Source organism: Pseudonocardia oceanicola, assembly GCF_047200735.1.
Lineage (GTDB): Bacteria > Actinomycetota > Actinomycetes > Mycobacteriales > Pseudonocardiaceae > Pseudonocardia.
This window is the reverse complement of record NZ_JBJZON010000007.1, coordinates 41,037-58,740: the sequence shown is the minus strand read 5'-3', so window position 1 is coordinate 58,740 and position 17,704 is coordinate 41,037. Positions and strand designations below refer to the sequence as shown.

General features: G+C 73.2%; 25 protein-coding genes. 15 read left to right on the top strand and 10 right to left on the bottom strand.

Annotated elements, in window-relative coordinates:
- Positions 1-2: 2 nt before the first annotated feature.
- Positions 3-1,193 carry a site-specific integrase gene (locus tag ACL02T_RS12720; RefSeq protein ID WP_412830886.1) on the bottom strand — a complete coding sequence of 397 codons (1,191 nt, stop codon included), beginning with the start codon at positions 1,191-1,193 and terminating at the stop codon, positions 3-5.
- Positions 1,186-1,665, bottom strand: a complete 480-nt coding sequence (locus ACL02T_RS12715) for a hypothetical protein (RefSeq protein WP_412830885.1) — start codon at positions 1,663-1,665, stop codon at positions 1,186-1,188. Before ACL02T_RS12715 ends, ACL02T_RS12720 begins: the two co-directional genes overlap by 8 nt.
- A 190-nt stretch (positions 1,666-1,855) precedes the next feature.
- Between ACL02T_RS12715 and ACL02T_RS12710 the strand changes: the two genes are divergently transcribed.
- The 14 genes from ACL02T_RS12710 to ACL02T_RS12645 all read left to right on the top strand — a co-directional run bounded on the left by ACL02T_RS12710 (position 1,856) and on the right by ACL02T_RS12645 (position 10,096).
- A complete protein-coding gene (locus tag ACL02T_RS12710) occupies positions 1,856-2,038 on the top strand; it encodes a helix-turn-helix transcriptional regulator (protein ID WP_412830884.1) in 183 nt (60 codons plus the stop codon).
- Complete coding sequence (locus ACL02T_RS12705; protein WP_412830883.1) at positions 2,035-2,235, top strand: DNA-binding protein; 201 nt, start codon at positions 2,035-2,037, stop codon at positions 2,233-2,235. The genes ACL02T_RS12710 and ACL02T_RS12705 overlap by 4 nt, the downstream gene beginning before the upstream one ends.
- 73 nt (positions 2,236-2,308) lie before the next feature.
- Complete coding sequence (locus tag ACL02T_RS12700) at positions 2,309-2,488, top strand: hypothetical protein (protein WP_412830882.1); 180 nt, start codon at positions 2,309-2,311, stop codon at positions 2,486-2,488.
- Positions 2,485-3,264 (top strand): bifunctional DNA primase/polymerase, encoded by a 780-nt coding sequence (locus tag ACL02T_RS12695; protein ID WP_412830881.1) that lies wholly within the window; start codon positions 2,485-2,487, stop codon positions 3,262-3,264. The genes ACL02T_RS12700 and ACL02T_RS12695 overlap by 4 nt, the downstream gene beginning before the upstream one ends.
- Positions 3,264-4,553, top strand: a complete 1,290-nt coding sequence (locus tag ACL02T_RS12690) for an AAA family ATPase (protein WP_412830880.1) — start codon at positions 3,264-3,266, stop codon at positions 4,551-4,553. Before ACL02T_RS12695 ends, ACL02T_RS12690 begins: the two co-directional genes overlap by 1 nt.
- Positions 4,550-5,107 (top strand): hypothetical protein, encoded by a 558-nt coding sequence (locus tag ACL02T_RS12685; protein ID WP_412830879.1) that lies wholly within the window; start codon positions 4,550-4,552, stop codon positions 5,105-5,107. The genes ACL02T_RS12690 and ACL02T_RS12685 overlap by 4 nt, the downstream gene beginning before the upstream one ends.
- A gap of 92 nt (positions 5,108-5,199) precedes the next feature.
- Complete coding sequence (locus ACL02T_RS12680; RefSeq protein WP_412830878.1) at positions 5,200-5,493, top strand: hypothetical protein; 294 nt, start codon at positions 5,200-5,202, stop codon at positions 5,491-5,493.
- Complete coding sequence (locus ACL02T_RS12675) at positions 5,486-5,950, top strand: hypothetical protein (RefSeq protein ID WP_412830877.1); 465 nt, start codon at positions 5,486-5,488, stop codon at positions 5,948-5,950. The genes ACL02T_RS12680 and ACL02T_RS12675 overlap by 8 nt, the downstream gene beginning before the upstream one ends.
- Complete coding sequence (locus ACL02T_RS12670; RefSeq protein WP_412830876.1) at positions 5,947-7,422, top strand: terminase large subunit domain-containing protein; 1,476 nt, start codon at positions 5,947-5,949, stop codon at positions 7,420-7,422. Before ACL02T_RS12675 ends, ACL02T_RS12670 begins: the two co-directional genes overlap by 4 nt.
- Positions 7,412-7,723 carry a hypothetical protein gene (locus ACL02T_RS12665; RefSeq protein ID WP_412830875.1) on the top strand — a complete coding sequence of 104 codons (312 nt, stop codon included), beginning with the start codon at positions 7,412-7,414 and terminating at the stop codon, positions 7,721-7,723. The genes ACL02T_RS12670 and ACL02T_RS12665 overlap by 11 nt, the downstream gene beginning before the upstream one ends.
- Complete coding sequence (locus ACL02T_RS12660; RefSeq protein WP_412830874.1) at positions 7,720-7,881, top strand: hypothetical protein; 162 nt, start codon at positions 7,720-7,722, stop codon at positions 7,879-7,881. The genes ACL02T_RS12665 and ACL02T_RS12660 overlap by 4 nt, the downstream gene beginning before the upstream one ends.
- Positions 7,878-8,522 (top strand): hypothetical protein, encoded by a 645-nt coding sequence (locus tag ACL02T_RS12655; RefSeq protein WP_412830873.1) that lies wholly within the window; start codon positions 7,878-7,880, stop codon positions 8,520-8,522. The genes ACL02T_RS12660 and ACL02T_RS12655 overlap by 4 nt, the downstream gene beginning before the upstream one ends.
- A 561-nt stretch (positions 8,523-9,083) precedes the next feature.
- Complete coding sequence (locus ACL02T_RS12650; protein ID WP_412830872.1) at positions 9,084-9,266, top strand: hypothetical protein; 183 nt, start codon at positions 9,084-9,086, stop codon at positions 9,264-9,266.
- 146 nt (positions 9,267-9,412) lie between these two features.
- Complete coding sequence (locus tag ACL02T_RS12645; RefSeq protein WP_412830871.1) at positions 9,413-10,096, top strand: hypothetical protein; 684 nt, start codon at positions 9,413-9,415, stop codon at positions 10,094-10,096.
- Positions 10,097-10,113: 17 nt separating this feature from the next.
- Here the strand turns inward: ACL02T_RS12645 and ACL02T_RS12640 are convergent, their stop codons facing one another.
- From ACL02T_RS12640 to ACL02T_RS12610, 7 genes are all read right to left on the bottom strand, one after another.
- Positions 10,114-10,335 (bottom strand): hypothetical protein, encoded by a 222-nt coding sequence (locus ACL02T_RS12640; RefSeq protein ID WP_412830870.1) that lies wholly within the window; start codon positions 10,333-10,335, stop codon positions 10,114-10,116.
- A 462-nt stretch (positions 10,336-10,797) separates the two neighbouring features.
- Positions 10,798-12,837, bottom strand: a complete 2,040-nt coding sequence (locus ACL02T_RS12635; protein ID WP_412830869.1) for a cell division protein FtsK — start codon at positions 12,835-12,837, stop codon at positions 10,798-10,800.
- A complete protein-coding gene (locus ACL02T_RS12630) occupies positions 12,834-13,541 on the bottom strand; it encodes a DUF2637 domain-containing protein (protein WP_412830868.1) in 708 nt (235 codons plus the stop codon). Before ACL02T_RS12630 ends, ACL02T_RS12635 begins: the two co-directional genes overlap by 4 nt.
- Positions 13,538-13,753, bottom strand: a complete 216-nt coding sequence (locus ACL02T_RS12625; RefSeq protein ID WP_412830867.1) for a hypothetical protein — start codon at positions 13,751-13,753, stop codon at positions 13,538-13,540. The genes ACL02T_RS12630 and ACL02T_RS12625 overlap by 4 nt, the downstream gene beginning before the upstream one ends.
- Positions 13,750-14,019: a hypothetical protein gene (locus tag ACL02T_RS12620; RefSeq protein WP_412830866.1), complete on the bottom strand. Its 270-nt coding sequence runs from the start codon at positions 14,017-14,019 to the stop codon at positions 13,750-13,752. Before ACL02T_RS12620 ends, ACL02T_RS12625 begins: the two co-directional genes overlap by 4 nt.
- The gene (locus ACL02T_RS12615) at positions 14,016-14,312 is read right to left on the bottom strand and encodes a hypothetical protein (RefSeq protein ID WP_412830865.1); all 297 of its coding nucleotides are present in this window, start codon (positions 14,310-14,312) and stop codon (positions 14,016-14,018) included. The genes ACL02T_RS12620 and ACL02T_RS12615 overlap by 4 nt, the downstream gene beginning before the upstream one ends.
- 535 nt (positions 14,313-14,847) lie before the next feature.
- Positions 14,848-15,393, bottom strand: a complete 546-nt coding sequence (locus ACL02T_RS12610) for a hypothetical protein (RefSeq protein WP_412830864.1) — start codon at positions 15,391-15,393, stop codon at positions 14,848-14,850.
- A gap of 352 nt (positions 15,394-15,745) precedes the next feature.
- Between ACL02T_RS12610 and ACL02T_RS12605 the strand changes: the two genes are divergently transcribed.
- Complete coding sequence (locus tag ACL02T_RS12605) at positions 15,746-16,183, top strand: LLM class flavin-dependent oxidoreductase (RefSeq protein WP_412830863.1); 438 nt, start codon at positions 15,746-15,748, stop codon at positions 16,181-16,183.
- On the opposite strand, the gene ACL02T_RS12600 is transcribed toward ACL02T_RS12605, so the two are convergent.
- Positions 16,125-17,372 carry a winged helix-turn-helix domain-containing protein gene (locus tag ACL02T_RS12600; protein ID WP_412830862.1) on the bottom strand — a complete coding sequence of 416 codons (1,248 nt, stop codon included), beginning with the start codon at positions 17,370-17,372 and terminating at the stop codon, positions 16,125-16,127. The genes ACL02T_RS12605 and ACL02T_RS12600 overlap by 59 nt on opposite strands.
- Positions 17,373-17,704 lie beyond the last annotated feature (332 nt).

Below are 17,704 nucleotides of genomic sequence, written 5' to 3'. Positions count from 1 at the left end.
AGTCATGCGCCACCCCCGATCTTGTAGAGCTTGCCGAACACGTCGCGGCCGGCCGCGAGGTCCTCGGCGTGGTCGGCGTGCACGTACTGGCGCAGGGTGAATGCCGCGTCGTAGTGGCCCGCCCACCGGCTGACGATCGAGACCGGCACGCCGGCCTTCTCCATCAGCGACAGGGCGGTGTGGCGCCCCTCGTGCAGCACGATGCGGGGCACGCCGGCCCGCTTGGCGACCCGGCCGAACTCGTCGCTGTACCACTCCGGGTGCACCGGGGCGCCGAGCTCGTCGACGACAACGTGCCCGTCCGTCTCGTACGCCTCGCCGGCCGCCAGCCGCTCGCGCGCCTGCGATGCCCGCAGCGTCCGCAGCGCGCCGAGCAGCTCGTCGTCGAGCGGCAACGTCCGCACGCCGTTGCGGGTTTTCGGCTCCTGCTCGAGCACCCGGCCCTCGACGAGCACCCGCGCCCGGCGGACCGACAACGTGCCGGCGTCGAGGTCGATGTCGTCCCACCGCAGCCCGAGCACCTCGCCGCGACGGAGCCCGTAGAGCGACAGGCGCCACGCGGCGTGCAGCCGGTCGCGCGCAGCCTCGGCGAGGAACCGCTGCACCTCCTCGGCCGACCACGTCTTGCGGTCGCCAGGCACGTACCGCGGCGGGTCGACGAGCGCGGCGACGTTGCGCACGACGAGCCCCTCGGCCTGCGCCATCTTGAGTGCCGCGGTCAGCCGGCCGAGCGTGAGCCGGATCGACCGCGGGCCGAGCCCGGTGCCGGCCTTCCCGCCGCGCTTTCGCCCGCTCGTCTCCATCCACGTGACGAGCGCCTCGACGTCGGCCTTGGTGAGGTCCTGCAGCTTCCGTGCGCCGAGCCGCTCCCGGACGGGGGCGAGGGCGTCGCGGTACGAGCGCTTCGTCGACGGCCGCACGTTGCGCGTGGCGCCCTCGAACCACTGGTCGAGGTACTGGTCGACGGTCAGCTTCCGCGGGCGCACGAAGTTGCCCGTCGCGGTCTCGGAGATCATCCGGGCTCGCTCAGCTCGCGCCTCCTTCCACGAGTCGAACGTGCGCGTGAGCTGTGTCCGCTTACCGGTCATCGGGTCGCGGCCGACGTCGATGACGAACCGGTGACGCACCCGGCCGTCCTTCAGCTCGATGCGCGTGATGCCGTCGCGCTTCTCCTGCTTGGGCTGGTCACTCACCCGGCGTTTCCCTCCTCGTCGATCCTTCTGCGGTCTCGTCGCCAGGCATCTCCGGGTGGAGCTCCCGGGCACGGCGAATCCATCGGTTGGCCGTGGAGCGCGGTAGCTCCCACGCCTCCATCACCCACTGCCGCGGGCTCCCCCAGATCGCGTACTGCGTGGCGTAGGCCTCGGCGACTCGGCGCAGCTCGTCCGGTGTCGCTCGTCGGCCGGGCCGGCGCTCCATCACGATCTGCGGCGTCGCCGCCTTGGCGCCGGCCCGGTGGACGATCCGACCGAGGTCTACGCCGGCCAGGTCGCGCGGTGTGATTGGCCGCGGGCGCGGTGTCCCCACCATCTCAAAACGGCGCACCTCGATCCGGTCGCCCTCGAATGCGCAGTCGAGCGCGACCTCGAAGGGTTGTTCAGCCTGCCGAAACGTCACTCGGAACGCCGTCGGGAGCGTCGTCTCGCCCCAGGGCACGACGGGCACGTCAGACGCCCCATCGCGGCTCTCGATCCCGAGCAGCTCCCACCGCTCACCACCACTCGTCACGGGTCGGGACTGTAGACCACGATGGGACCGGCGTCCACCAAGGGTCAGTTGCGACACCCTTGTGCACCGTGGTACCACTTGAGCCGTGGGACCCCAGTGGACGAGGGTCCCGGACCGGAGAGGTGACATGACCGACACGCTCCTGACGCTCGACGAGGCTGGGCGCCGGATCGGCCGCAGCGTCGAGACCATGCGCTATTGGCGCAGGCTCGGCCAGGGCCCGCGCACGTTCAAGCTGGGGCGCCGCGTCGTCGTTGCCGAGTCCGACCTCGTGGACTGGATCAACCAGCAGCGGGCGGGCGCCTCATGAGCGCGCCGACCCTCGACGAGATCCGGTCGTGGCCCGCGACCGTCGACATCCCGCAGGGCAGCCGGCCGTTCGGCATCAGCCGCTCGTTCGGCTACGAGCTGGCCGCCCGCGGCGAGTTCCCCGCCCGCGTGATCAAGGTCGGCGGTCGACTGCGGGTTGTCACCGCGTCGATCATCGCGGCCCTCGAAACGCCCTGAGCAGCACAACGGCCGGGCGTCCGCCCGCCCGGCCGTGTCGTGCTCGACCATCACCTAGCCACCGGAGAGTCTAGTGACTGCCGCTCCCCCCGTCACCGCTGCGCACTCCTCGCAGGACCGCTGGCGCGTCTGCGGGCACGAGGTCGACGTCGAGGCCGCGGACCGCGGGTGCACCTGCACCTCGTACGGCCCGACCGTCGCCGACGTCGCCGACGCCCTCGACCGCGCCGCTCGCGAGGCCCGCGCCGCATGACGCTCCTCGACCTCGCCCTCGACTACGCCGCGGGCGGTGCCGCGGTGCTGCCGCTGCACACGCCGACCCCCGACGGCTGCTCGTGCCGGCAGCGTGACTGCCGCAACGTCGGCAAACACCCGCGCTGCCTCAACGGCAAGGACGACGCCACCACCGACCCGGAGAAGGTCGCCTACTGGTGGGGCATGTGGCCGGACGCCAACATCGGCATCCGCCCCGCGCCGGGACAGTTCGTCCTCGACATCGACCCGCGCAACGGTGGGCTCGTCCAGTTCGACGCGATGCAGGCCCGGTATGGCCGGCTCCCACGCACCCGCACCGCTCGCACCGGGTCCGGCGGTGGGCACCTGTGGTTCCACCTGTACGGCGATCTGCGCGGGTGCCTCGCGGACGGGATCGACATCAAGACGTCCTCGGGCTACGTCGTCGCGCCCCCGTCGCTGCACGAGAGCGGCGATCGCTACGCCTGGGCCGACGCCGGCCCGATCGCAGACGCGCCCGACTACCTCGCCGAGCTGCTCGTCCGGCCGCGTCGCGTCGCCGCCGGCTCGACCAGCCAGGCCACCCCGGCCGTCGTCGCCGGGCTCGTACGCGTCGTCCGCGAGGCGACCGAGGGCGAGCGGAACCGCCGGCTCTACTGGGCCGCCTGCCGGGCCGCCGAGAAGGGCATCGACCCCGCCCCGCTGATCGAGGCGGCCGTCGAGGTGGGGCTGTCGCCCCACGAGGCCGAGCGGACCGTCGACTCTGCCGCGAACGCGCCCGGAGGTGCGCGCTGATGATGGACTTCACCGCCCCCGAGCCCGAGAAGCCGGAGGAGCCCCCTGTCCCGCGGCTGCGCCGGACCCGCGCCTCACAGGTCCGCGTCCGCCGGCAGCGGTGGGTGTGGGCGCACCGCATCATCCTCGGCGGGCTCACCCTGCTGGCCGGCCGCGAGGGGCTCGGCAAGAGCACCATCGCCTGCTATCTCGTCGCGCAGGTCACCCGCGGCACCCTCGAGGGCGAGTTCTACGGCACCCCGCGCAGCGTCATCTACCTGCACAGCGAGGACGCCCGCGACGCGACGATCGTGCCCCGCCTGCGCGCGGCCGGCGCCGACCTCGACCGCGTCATCTTCCTCGACGCCATCATCCCCATGGACGACGGCACCGACCTCGAATCGCAGGTCGTGTTCCCGTCGAACGTCGCCGAGGTGGCCGAGGCGGTCACCGAGGAGGATGCCGCCCTCGTCGTGCTCGACGCCGCCACCTCGCTGATCGACTCGAAGCTCGACGGCGACAAGGACCGCCAGATGCGGCAGGGCCTCGAGAAGATCGCCCGCGGCATCGCCGAGAAGGCGCAGTGCGGTGTGCTCGGGCTCGTCCACTTCGGCAAGCGCGACTCGGGCGACACGGGGAAGCTCATCCTCGGTTCGATCGCCTGGTCGCAGGTGGCGCGGTCCGTCCTCGCGGTCGCCAAGGACGAGGACGACGGCACGATCGTCCTGTCCGCGACGAAGGCCAACCTCGCCCCGGGCGACACCGCCTCGCTCCGCGTCCGCCTGGTCGACACCGAGGTGTACATCGAGGAGGACGACGAGGTCACGCACGTCGGCAAGGCCGAGATCATCGGCGAGACCGACACCGACGCCCGCGACCTGCTGAACGCCGCCCCCGCCAGCCCGGACGAGCAGACGGAGATCGGCGAGGCGACCGCCTGGCTCGAGGACTACCTGATCCAGGAGGGCCGCACCCTCTCCACTGAGTGCAAGGCGGCCGCCCGCAAGGCGGGGCTCGCCGAGCGCACCCTGCAGCGCGCCCGCAAGGCGCTCGACGTCCGGATCAGCAGCGAGGGGTTCCCGCGCCGCTCGTACTGGTCTCTCCCCGAGCCCGCCAGTGATGCCAGTGGTGCCGACCAGTCACCACGTGCACGAGACGGTGGCACCACTGGCACGACTGGGCCCGACCTGCGGTTTTGCAATGGCGCCGATGGCACCACTGCACCAGTCGTGCCAGTGGTGCCAACCCCCGCGCACGGCACCACTGCGGGCACCACTGACCCCGCCACGGATTCGGAGGTCTCCGCGTGACCACCACCGACGCCCTCGTCGGCCGCACCGTCCTCGCCCTCGACGACCTGCTCGCCGATGACGAGCTGCTCGCCGACGCGCTGGCCGACCGGCCGGCCCTGCTCGGCACCGCGGCCGTCGACCAGGCCGACGCCGCCGCACGGGAGGCGCGGGAGCTGCTCGACCGGGCCGCCGACCTTCTCGGCGCGGCCGCCGGCCAGTGCCGCACCAGCGATGCCCCCGGGTGGGCCCGGCTCGCGATCCTCGACACGTTCGTGCGGTGGACGCTCGGCCGGGCGACGACGTGCCTGCACGCGCCCGACGCCCGCCGGCCCCGCCCGGTGCTCGCCGCCGCATGGAAGCCCGGACTCATCGCCTGCCCGTCGTGCGTGCACCTCGTCACGCTGCCCCACGGCTCGCGGGCTGACCGCACCTGCGACGCCTGCGGACACGTCACGACCGGGCCCGAGCACGGGGACGGCATCCGACCGGGCGCCGTCACGTACGGGCCGATGACGTGGCTGCACGGCGTGTGTGAGCGGTGCGCGCACGAGCTGCCGGGAGACGCGCAGTGAAGCCGGCGCCGGCCCGCCCGCGCCACCTCGCCGAGGTGGAGGAACGCCGCGCGCGCGTGCCTGTCGATCATGAAATGGGGCGTGAGATAGGCGTGAGAGACGTCGAGTCTGCGCACGTCAGCGCGTCGGCATCTGATCGAGGATCAGACGGAATCGACGTCGAGACGGCCGTCGGCGAGCTGGTCGAGCGGTGGGGGCTCGGCGGCGCGCTCGTCGAGCTGCAGCAGCTCGGCCCCCTGCCGGCCGAGGCGGCCGAGCTGGTCGCCCCGCTCGCGATGGTGTGCAGCGCCTACGCCCCGCCCGCCTCGGTCCGCGCGGGATGGGCCTGGCGCTCGGCGCCGTGCCCGCTCTGCGACGTCGACGAGGGAGGGCCGGCGCGTGGCTGAACTCGCACCCTGGCAGCGCCCGCCGTTCGAGGACGGCAACGAGGTCGCCCTGCGGCACGGCGCGTACAGCCCGCGCAAGGTGAACCCGCTGGCCGCCGAGCTGGTCGAGCACGTGCTGCACGACCCGGACCTCGGGTATCTGGCCGCGCCGAGCTACCGGCCGGCGGTGTGGGCGTGGGCCGCAGCCGAGGCGCAGTGCCAGCTCCTCGACGAGCACCTCGCGCAGTTCGGCCCCGATCCGGACTTCGGCGACCGGCGCGTGTCCGCGGCGTACACCGCCCACCACAAGGCCGCGACGCGCGCGGACAACGCGCGACGCCGGCTCGGGCTCGACCCGCTGTCCCGGGCTCGGCTCGGGCGCGACGTCACCGCAGGCCGGGCGAACGCGGACCTGGTGCAGCTCCTCACGGCCGAGCGGGAGCGCCGCGAGGCCGAGGAAGGGAAGGGGTGCTCGTGAGCGCAGAGACGACCTCAGGGCCGGACCTGCTGGACGTCGAGACGTTCAGCGCTCGTGTCCTCGGCCGCCCGCTGTGGCGGCATCAGCTCGACGTCGCCCGGAGCTCGGCCCGGTATCGGGTGATCTGCGCGGGCCGGCAGGTCGGCAAGTCGGTGTTGCTCGCAGCCTGCGCGCTACACACCGCGGCCACCCGGCGGAATGCCACGGTGCTCATCATCAGCGCGGGCGAGGACGCCGCGAAGCGCCTCCTGGCCGACGTCGCCGACCTGGCCACCTCGAGCGCGGCCCTGCGCGGATCAGTGCTCGACGAGACCCGCTCGTCGGTGACCTTGTCGAACGGCAGCGTGATCCGGTCGGTGCCGGCGTCGCAGCGGCAGGTGCGTGGGTGGGCGGTCGACTTGCTGATCGTCGACGAGGCCGGGTTCATCGACCAGGACCTGTGGCGCGCAGCCGAACCGGCGATCATCGCCCGCCCGGGCTCGCGGGTGATCCTGGCGTCGTCGCCGTGGGGCACGCCCGAGCACTTCTTCCGCGCTCTGTGGAACCGGGGCCGGTCCTCGCCGGACGAGCAGGTGCGGTCGTGGCACTGGCCCAGCTCGGTCAGCCCGCTGGTCGACGACGCGCTGCTCGCGCAGATCCGGGAGCGGGAGGCGCCGGACTACTTCGCCCGCGAGTTCCTCGCCGAGTGGCCGGATGCGAGCGGCAGCTACTTCAGCGAGCGCGAGCTCATGGCCGCGGTCGCCGATACCGACATGGTCGCTCCGGAGTCGATCCACCTGGACCGGCGATGCGACTGGCTGGCTGTCGGCGGACTCGACTGGGGTGTCGCGCGGGATGCGAACGCGCTCGTCCTCGCCACGGTGACCGATCCCGACCAGGCGCCGGACGCGCGGTGGCGGGTCGCGCTGCCGTGGATCGAGGCGCATCACCACATGCCGTGGGCGACGTGGATCGAGCGACTCGTCGAGGTGTGCGGCCGGTACCGCGTCGAGGTGCTCGCGAGCGAGACCAACGGCGTCGGCGCCTATCCGACCGAGGACCTGCAGGGGCGAGCGTGGCGCCAGCACCGGGCCCGGGTGCTGCCGGTCTGGACCGACGTGCGCCGCAAGATGAGCGGGTTCGGCAAGATCAAGGCGCTGTTGCAGGCCGACCGGCTGGTGCTGCCTCGGCATCCCGATCTGCTCCGGCAGCTCGCGGCGCTGCAGTTCGAGCAGCTCGCCGGCGGGAACCTGCGCATCGCGGTCCCGGAGGCGGCCGGGCACGACGACCTCGCGATGGCCGCGATGCAGGCGCTGTCGTGCGTCGAGGTGCGCCTGCTGCGCGACACCGCGGGCCACCAGCGGCGGCACCGGATCGATGCCGACCTTGTGACCACCGGCGCGGGGGTGCAGGTGCCGCGCCGGCCGACGCCGTGGCAGCGCCGCGGCTGGATCAACCGACCCAAGGGACAGGAGACCGGCGATGGCTGGTGAGACCGAGCCGTGCACCTGCCGCTGCGAGCGGCACGGCCCGTTCTGGTCGGAGCAGGGCGACCGGTCGATTGCGCGGGCGCACACCCGGCTGCAGCGGGCGGTGTACCAGCTGCGCCGGTGCCTCGACCCGGCCGTCGAGGCCAAGGCCAACGCGCTCGCCGACCAGGCGGCCGACCTGCTCGACCTGCTCGAGCTGCAGGTCCGCCGGGCTCGACCGCGACCCGCTCGCCGCCCGCGTGTCGTGCGGCGCCTGAACCCCGCCGACACCGTGCCGGCGGCCGAACGAACGGAGACCACATGAGCGACGACGAGCAGCTCGACGAGCAGCCCGGCCCCGACGAGGGGGTCGAGCATTTCCGCCGGGTCCGCCGGGCCCGACGCACGCACGAGCCGATCGGGACCGACCCGGTCGACGACTACCGCCGCCGGATGCGCGGCGAGGATGAGGAGACCCGATGACCAGCAATGTGGACGAGCAGCCCCCCGCCGTGGACGTCGACGAGCTGTCCGCCGACCCGGAGGTCGCCGCGCTCGAGCAGCGCATCCTCGACGGGGACGAGACGATCACCGCCGACCAGCTCGCCGACGCCCGGGTCGCCGCGGCCGGCCGGTCGATGTTCGGGCGGCTGCGCGCCCGGCTCGCCGAGCGCCAGGCCCGCGCCGCCGCCGACCAGCTCGCCGCCGAGCAGGCCGCCGCGGCCGAGGAGCACGCGCGGGCCGCTCTGGCGCCGTACGCGCCCGCCGAGCTGGTCGGGCTGTACGACCGGGCGGTCGAGGCCCTGCGCGCCTACAGCGCCGCCGTGGAGGGCTACAACGCCACGCTGCACGAGTTGGTGGGGCTGTCCGCCGAGCAGCGGCACGCCGGCGCCTCCCGCGACCGGCACGGGCCGTGGGGTGACCGGGTGGAGCTCGACGGGCGCACGTTCCGCCGCGAGCAGCACGAGCACCACCTGCGCCGGCTGCTCGGCGCCGCGGGCATCGGGCACGACCTGCGCGCCGTGGACCGTCAGCGGTTCGCCCTCGACGACCGCGACCCGGACGTCATCGCCGAGGGCCGCGCGCAGCTCGCCGCGAAGGGCAACCGCAAGCGCGGCGCCTGACTCTCTAACGAACGAACCGGCCCCGGTGAGGCGTGTCCCGCCGGGGCCGGCGTGCGTCTGTGTAGCGGGGAGTGAGCGCCCGATTCCCATCAGCCGGCGCGGCAGCTAGGCGCCAAGGCTGTGCCGGAGTCGCTCGGTGATCTCCGGGATGCGCTGAGTGGACGGGGTTCGGAGGAGCCCGACACGCCGGTCATGGGACGCGAATGGCGTTCCGGAAAGAAAGTTGTCCACACAGCCACTCCTGCCGCTGACCCGCGGAACCGGTCCATCAGCAGCGACTGTCACAGCCGTGTCCACAGCGCAGGGGCCAGTCCGCCTGCCTTGTCCCGGGTCCGTCCCCAGAGTTGTCCACACTCCGCTTTGGGTCCCGGCGCGGTTCGTGCTGAGGTGTGCTCGACCAGGGACGACGCATGAAATTCGCGGTCGCTGTTGGTCGGGGAGTTCGCTTCCCGGGACGACCCCCGTCGGAGCTTGCCGGCGTCGCGGGGGTCGTCCGCAGAACCGCCCATCGACAGATAGGAGGCAGACGTGAGCGTAGAACGTCGTCGCAGGGACGGCCGAGTGCGCACGAGTGATCAGTTCGGTAACCACCCGACCGAGAGCGCCGCGGCGTGGCTCGCGAAGATCGCCCTCGGGCTGCTGTTCCGCTACGTGCTCCCCGAGTGGCTCGGCGACCTGATCGACCAACCCTTCGGGGGCGACGGCCCGTCCTGGCTCATCGAGCTGCTGCACCGAGGTCGGTGACGCTCGGCGGCACCCCCACCGCCGCGGGTGCCGCCGTACGCTCCGCTCTCCCACCCAACACGGGCCGTCGCAAATGAATAGTTGATCATGGCTTGTTACCGCCGTCGGTTACGAGCGGGCGCACGGTTCGTCGCTACCCTGCAGTGGTGGCAGACCTTGGTGGCCTTCGGGGGACTGCGATCGCGCTTGTGCAGCACTACCACTCGACACCGCACCTCTTCGCGGCGGAACACTTCGCTCGGCTGGCCAAAGATTTCGAGGACACCCACGCCGATAAGGCGCAGCGCATCTATCTGCAGCATCGCGCATACGTGATGGGTTCAATCATGGAGGCAGTCGCCTTCCTTGAGTCATACATCAACGAGATTTATCAATGCGCTCAGGACGGCAAGGGCAGCGCGATCTCCGGACTCAGTGAATCGGTGGTTACCCGCCTTGGCTTGTTGTGGCCCCAACTTGAAAGGTCGCCGATACTCGACAAGTATGCTGCGGCCCGAGCGATCGGAGACCTCGCTCCTGTAGACCGGGGCCGCCGCCCGCATGACGATGTGACGTACCTCCTCAAGCTGCGCAACTGGCTCGTGCACAACAAGCCACGAGCCGTGGGCGAGGGCTCGCCGCACAAGATCATTGACCACGTGCGCGGCCGATTCGCAGAAAATCCACTACTGCCGGAAATGGGTAAGGATTCCTGGTTCCCGGATAAGGCATTGTCCGCCGGATGCGCCGAATGGGCTGTAGAATCGGCACGGTCGTTCGTCGAAAAATTCATAGACGATTTAGGGGGAACTCGCTCCCACCATCGTCTTATCCATGATGAGCAGGCATGAGGCACGCGCTGTAAGCCTCACGCCTCGATCGGTTCGAGGCGGAACGGGTTCCCGGCCGAGAAGCCCTTCGCCCACATGACTGCGAGCACCCGCTCGACTGCGGTCTCGGCGTCGCCGCGCCACGGGTTGCGCCGCGGCTCCCTCGCCTGCGCGGTCGCCTCGCCGTCGCGGTGAGCGGCCGACATGCGCGCGGGCAGGGCGGCGCCGTCGCGCAGCGCGTCGGTGCGGGCAGTGCTCATCGGGTCGAAGCCTTCCACTCGGGTCAAGGAACGGTGCCGCCCCGCCGAGGCGTATCTCGGCGGGGCGGCGCGGAGGGGGAACCCTGAGGAGTGAGTCCTATATAGACGGTCCTCCGAGCTGCTCGATTCGTTACCGGTCGGCGCGGAACAGCTCGAACATCCGGCGGCCGATCCGGACTCGCCGGCCGGCGCCCGAGCAGCGGGGGCAGGGGCGCCATGCCCGGCGGCTCGGTGAGCGCCGCCTTCCGGTGCCCGAGCACCTCGGGCACGCCGCGTAGGGCCACCAGGCGCACGCGGCGACGTAGACCAGCGCGGCGCCTAGCGCTAGCAGAACGAGGGTCGTCACGGCGTCCTCCCGGGGCGTCGAGGCGAGGCAGGGGTGAGGACCCGCTAGGCGCTAGCGCGCTGGTCAGCGGCCTGTGGGACCGCTAGCGCGGGTGCTAGACCTAGCGGGTCCTCCTGCTAGGCGGCGAGCTCGCGGCTGTGCGCGTCGAGCGCGGCCTGCACGTCGGCGCGGCTGATCCCGCGCCGGTTCGCGCCGGCCCCGTCGGGCAGCCGGCCCCACACCTGCCCCGTGGTGATCCCGAGCGGGCGCAGCGCCGCGGTCAGCCCGTCGGGGGTGAGGTCGCCGTACCGGTCGGGCCACCGCTCGGTGAGCGCGGCGACGACGTCCTCGCGCCACACCTTCTCGACGGTGATCGTCGCGAACACGACGGCCAGGTCGTCGAGCAGCGACGCCGCCGCGGTGCGCGGGCTCTCCTCGCCGAGCGCGTGCCCGGACAGCGTGCCGGCCGCCTCACGGGCCGTTCTGGCGCGCTCTGCGACCTTCTCGGCCTCGACCGTGTCGACGTAGAAGGTCCGCACGACAGCCGGCTCGTCCCCGACCCCGACGAGGTAGCCGATGCCCTTGTCGCGCGGCGTGAACGTCGTGGCCCTGATCCCGTTCTTGTAGCTCGAGGTGCCGAGCACCATGTCGTTCGCGGTCTGGTCCATGACCCGCAGGCAGAACCGCACGCCGACGTTCGTGCTCACCCCGGTCGGCAGGCTCTTGGAGTCCGGCCGCTGCGTGGCGAACACGGCGATGACCGCGAGGGCCCGGCCGCGCTTGATGATCGCCTCGGCGAGCTTGCCGGCCTCGTCGCCGTACTCGCCGTGGCTGAACGCCTCCTGTGCCTCGTCGACGATCAGCACGAGCGGGCGCAGCGCCTTGTTGGTGCGGGCCAGCTCGGGCGTGACCTTGTTGTCGGGCACGACCGCCTTGGGCAGCTTGCCGAGCACCTCGGCCCGCCGGGCGAGCTCGGCGTGCACCTCGCGCATCGACGCGAGGGTCTCGGCGATGTGCTGATCCGACACGCCCGAGACGTAGCGGTGTGCGACCCGCTCCAACGCGGCCAGGTCGCCCGAGCCCTTGTGCTCGTGAATCCGCAGCTCGGCGTGCGGGTCGAGCGCCGCGGCCAGCGCGAGCACCCGCACCGCGGCGGTCTTGCCGCCGCCGGGCAGGGACCCGACGAGCGCGTTCGTCTCGGCGAGACCGATGTGCACGAGCCGCTGCCGCTGGTCGGTGCCGAACGGGAACGTGCCGCCGAGCAGGTCGACCGCGCCGGCCTTCGCCAGCGGCCACGGCTTCGGCTTCACCGCGTTGAGCGGCTGGTCGCCCACCCACAGGATGAGCCGGCCGGCGTGCTGCTCGATCGACGGCTCGGGCCACACCGACGACAGGGGCCGGCGCAGCCCGGACGCGAGCCGGTCGCGCCGCTCGGCCACGTCGGCGACGGTGACCCCGAACGGCAGGTCGACGTCGGCGCGCCACCCGGGCCCGTCGCGGGTGATCGGGCTCGGGTAGGCGATCGTCGCCCCCTTCGCCGACATGGCCGCGATGCCGAGGCTCTGCAGCGCCCGGGTCACGACGTCGGCGGTCAGCCGCGGCGGGGCCGAGGCGCTCACCGTGGCGACGTCGGTCACCCGGCGGTCGGCCGGCGTGCCGAGCTTGCCGAGCACGACGACCAGGGCGGCGACGACGAGCGCCTGCGCCCAGCCCGGCGCCAGGGTGGCGAGCAGGACCGCGGCGACCGTGGCCGCGACGGTGCCGGCGGCCAGCGCGGCGCCGCGCCGCTTCACCCGCTGGTTGCGCTGGCGGGACAGTGACAGGTAGCCGGCGGCGTCGCCGCGCTGGACCGCACCGGCCCGCAGCGGGGCGGCCTCCCGGTCGAACAGCCACCAAACGATCGCCACCGCGACGGCGAGCACCCCGGCGGGCACCCGCAGGGCCAGCCTCGCCGCGTACTTCGGCAGCCGGGTGGTGTGGTAGCCGGTCGAGTGCAGCCCGTACCGGGCCAGCCACCCGGCGAGCTGCCGCGCCTCGTCCCGGTTGCGCAGGTACGCGGGCACGATCGGGCGCCGGTCCGCGTCGCGCGTAGACAACGCGGTGGCGTAGATGGTGCGCGGCTGCTCGGGCGGGTCCACCGGCACCAGCTCGGCCGCCTCGTGCTGCTCGGTGCTCACGCCGCCACCCCCGCCCGGTGCGCCTCGATCAGCCGGCGCGCCTCGTGCTCCCGGATGCCCAGCTCGGCGGCGAGCCGGCGCCGCCCGAGCCCGGACCGGATCAACTCGGCCGCCCGGTCCTCGCCCACCTCGACGCCCGGCTCGCCCGCCTGGTCGCCCGCGGGCGGGGCGTCCGCCCACCAGCGGGCGGGGTCGGGCTCGCCGAGGTCGTCGGCGGGCATGTCCTCACCCGAGGCGACGAGCGCCAGGGGCTCTACGGCGATCTCAGCGCCCGCTGTGTGGCCCTCTGCCGTCCCGCCCTCGCCCGGGCGGGCGGTGCGGTGGGCGACCAGGGCGACCAGCTCCAACGTGATCGCCAGGCACACCGGCGGCCACAGCGCGACCACGTACCCGGTCACGGTCGGCTCGGCCGCCGCCAGGTTGGCGGCGATCGTGGCGACCATGCCCGCCCAGAACGCCGCCCACGGGCCACGCCCGGCCGCCTCGCCGCGGTGCCGGCGGTGCCAGATCACGACGAGCGCGGCGACGAGCATCCCGTCGGTGGTCAGCGCGAGCCACGGCGCCATGACCGGGTCGCCGGCCCGGGCGATGACGTCGCGGGCGTGCCGGTAGGAGGCGACCGCGGCCGGGCCGCCCACGGCGGACACGGTGGACACGGCGAGCAGGACGGGCCAGGTGCGGGCCCAGCGCTCCCGGGCGCTCACTGCTCGCCCCCGCAGCGAACGACCTCGACGGTGCGGTCGGGCAGGACGCGCACGACGTCCTCGCCGCCGGCCGCCTCGCACGTCTGCGCCGCGGTCGGGAGGGCGGGCAGCTCGTCGGGCAGCAGGTCCGACGGGCTCGGCCAGGCGTCGGCGAGCCGGACGAACAGCAGGACGACGAGCACGGCGGCCGCGAGTCCGAGGATGAACTTCACTGCGACCGCCTCCTCAGCGCGAAGCCGCGGACCACATCGGCGATGGCCAGCCCGACCAGCACACCGGCGAGCAGGAACGCCACGCCGGCCAGCACGAGCACGAGCGGCGCGACAAGCCCGCACCCGGCGGGCAGGACGGAGACGACGAGCTGCTCGGCGCCGTCGCCCGGGTCGCCCCGATAGCCGAGGCGCAGCAGGGCGTCGAGCAGGGCAGCGGGCACGTCGTCGGTGGGCACCGGCACCTGCGCGGGGTTGCACGTCGTCATCGCGCACCCCCCGCCCAGCGGCCGGCGTCCAGCGCGGCGGCCATCTCGTCGAGGTCGATCCCGAGGTGCTCGCAGTGCTCGCCGACGCGGCGGGCCGCCTCGGGCCACGAGCCGAACACCGGCAGCCGGCCGGCGGCCGCGCACGCGGGGCACAGGGTCAGGCACGTGACGCCGATCGAGGCGAACGCGGTCACCGCGGCCAGGTCGTCGGCCGGCAGCCGGCAGGCCTCGCACTCGGGGCGGATGCGGCACCTCGACGTGTCGTCGAGGTCGATACGGATACGGTCTTGCACGGGTCGGATACCTCCATCCGATCAAGGCCCCGGCCGGTGTTCCTGCACCGCGATTCCGGGGCCGTCCCGTCTCACCGATCTCTCACGGACTGGTGTGACGGGCCGGTCTGTTGGAGGACCTGACCTGTACGTTTCCGGTGTTCCCGGACTGATCTAGACCGCCTGGACGCGTGCCAGGCAGCTACGGATCAGAAGGTTAGGGGTTCGAATCCCTTCGGGCGCACAGCACAGAGTCGGGCCCTGACCAGCGAGTGTGGTCAGGGCCCGACTCGTTCGAGGTCATCGAGGTGGATCATCATCCACGGTCTGATCCACGAGCGTCGCCGGCTTCCGGCCTGCGACCGCAGCCATCCGCCTGCACACGATCCCGGACTCGCCTGCTCGAACGGGCCGCGGCCCGCCCGAGCAGGCGTCCCGAGTGGCCGCCCTCGACTAGTCGCGACGGCGGTTGACCCGGCGAGCGGTGCGGCGGGCCGTGCGGCGAGCCACCCTGCGCGATCCGAACATCTCTACCTCCGTGTGATGAGCCTGCGATTCACGAGGCGCCGGTCGACGCCTTCTCGAGTTCGTGCATCTCCCTGGCCTCCGCCTCGGAGACCAGTCCGATCTTGATCAGGTCGAGCGGACTGATGAACCCGTCCGCGACGCGGAACCCGCCCGCTTTCGCGATGGCATCGCGGAGCGGCACCGCCCAGTGGTGTTCGATCAGGAGCAGCGCGGCCGCCGAGTTGTCGGGGATCTCCGCCAGCACGTCCCAGGCGTCCTCGTCGGAGAACATGTGGATCCCGTCGGCCATGGCCTCGGCGCCGGCTATCGCGCCCTCGTCGAACCCCTCCTCACCCTCGATGCCCAGCCCGATCAGTGCGCCGACCTTGCTGCCGAGCTCGACGGCCTCCTGTTGGGTCAGGTTGCTGAGGTGCTCGACCTCGACCTCTCCCTGGGCGTCCTTGTACACCGCCAGCGAGTCGATGACACGCACGGTGTCGCTTTCCCGCAGCCGCTCCAGCTCGCCGATGATCTCGCCGTGGAAGTCGGGGTTCTGGAAGCCCAGTACGATCAACTGAACCGGTCCGATTGCCATTTGTCTCCCTCTCGGACGTCGTGACCGCGGGCCGCGGCGGCCCCCGGACTGAGTGCTCACCGTCGTCGCCGGTCTTCCGCTCCGCCTCCTCCGCCCGGGGTGACACGGGACACCGGCAGGGGTCGACTCCTCGTGTCGGCGTGGTTCCTCGTGCCTGTGCCCGGCCCATCTCTTCGGCACGGCTACGCCCTGGCAGCCGATCCCCTGGTGGCGTGACCACGAACGTCCACGGTCCTCACGGGCCCGGGCGGCCCCTCGCCCTCCTCCTCGTGGATCACGTCGAGCGTGCCGAGGGCGTCCACGGCGTGCTCGTCGACACCGGCCGACCCCCACCCAGTTCTCCGACCGATCGGTGGAAACAGTCCGACGGGAAGGAACGTCCGTGCCCCTGCACCGGCCCCTGGGGCAGCGACGTCCGGGAGGGCCGGGCCCCCTGGCCGACCACCGGCACGGGTCCGTGCCGTCGGCGGGGGATACGCCGGCTCACCCGTACGGCGGCCGGCGGTCTTCGCTACCTGACCCGGTTCAGCGTCAGCGTCGTCGCGCAGGAACCCTCGACCACCGTCTCCGCGGCCCGCGCGCCGAGGCGGCGGGGTTCGACCTGCTCTACACCGGGGACATCCGGTCCACCCACCGTGAGGCCTGGTCCACGCTGACCGTGATGGCCACGGTGACCTCCCGGATCACGCTGGGACCCGGCGTCACGAACCCGGTCACCCGCCACCCGGCCGTCACCGCCGCCACCGCCTCGTCCCCGCGCCGCGCGCCTGCTCGGCGAGGGCCCGGGTGACCAGCACGGCGAGCACGCTGCCCGTCCGGCCGCCCTCCTCGGTCCGCCGCCGCAGGCGTTGCAGCAGCTCGACGGCACCGGTGAAGGCCTCGTCGTCGCCGTCGGCGGCGTGCCGGGCCACCAGGGCGCGAGCCGGCACGAGGTGCTCGACCTCACGCAGGTAGGACGGCTCGTCGGCGGTCGAGAGGTCCAGCCCGGCGGCCCAGTCCGGCGCGTCGGTCCAGCGGCCGCGGCGGGCCTGCACCCGCGCCCGCAGCGCCGGGATCGGCTGGACCTCGGGGAAGTAGTCGGCGACGTAGTGGCGCTCGGCCTCCTCGAGGAGGCCGAGCGCGCCCTCGGGGTCGCCCTCGATCTCGCGGAGCCGGGCCGCCAGCACGCGCCGCCGGTACGGGTTCTGCGGGAGCCCGAGGTGGTCCCCCAGGTCCTCGGCGGTGCCGAGGTGCCGCCGGGCACCGGCGAGGTCGCCGCGCTCGAGCAGGACCGTGGCCGTGCCGACGTGCAGGTCCACCGCTCCGCGCAGCGGTGTCCCGCCCTCGGGGCCCACCAGCCGCATCACCCGCTCGACGACCGTCGTCGCGTCGTCGAGACGGCCCTGCGCCAGCCGGATGTCGGCCAGGGCGAGGGCGCACCCGGCCACATCGGAGCGGTGCCCGGCCGTCTCCAGGGCCGTCGCGGCCTCGGCGTACCAGCGGTACCCCTCGTCCAGGTCCCCGCCGGTCCAGTGGGCCAGGCCGAGGATGCCGGCGGCGCTGCCGCGTCCGACGGTGTCGTCGGGAGCGGCGAGGTCGCGCGCGGTGCGGGCCTGGGCCTCGGCCCCGGCCAGGTCGCCGCGGAGCAGGGCCAGCCCGGCGCGGTAGAGGGCGATCGCGCCGGGCACCCTGCCGAACGCGTTCTCGTCGACGACCACCACCTCCTGCGCCGAGGGGCCGGACCCGACCTCGGCGAGGCAGCGTTCGGCGTCCCGCAGCCGCGCCTCGACCCCGCGGGTCTCGCCGCCGACCATGAGGGCCCCGGCGTAGCCGACCCCGAGGACCGGCCGTGCCCGGACCACCTCGTCCGGGAGCGCCTCCAGCACGCTCCGGCCGTCGCGCCGACCGGTGACCGCGTCGCACAGCTCGGCGGTCATCCGGTTCAGGACCGAGGTCTGCAGCAGGACGGTGCGGACCTCGTCCGGCTGGTGCCGCAGCACCTCCTCGACCAGGTAGTCGACGATGTGGCGACCTCGTCGGCGGACAACGCCAGCCCCATGACCTCGCCGAGGTACTCGGTCGACTCGTCATCCCCTCCTGCACCGCCGCGGAGCCGACCAGGTGGTGGTCGTCCAGCACCAGCACGATGTCGCCGGCCGGGCCGGTGAGGTCGGCGAGGTCGTTGACGAGCGTCGCGAGGATCGTGTCGACGGGCATCTGCGCCGACAGCAGCAGGGCCCAGGCGCCGCGTCAGCCGGGGCCGGGCCACCTGGCCGCGGCGCCGTCGGGGGACGTGCAGCTTGGTGGAGACGAGGGGCCCACCAGGACCACC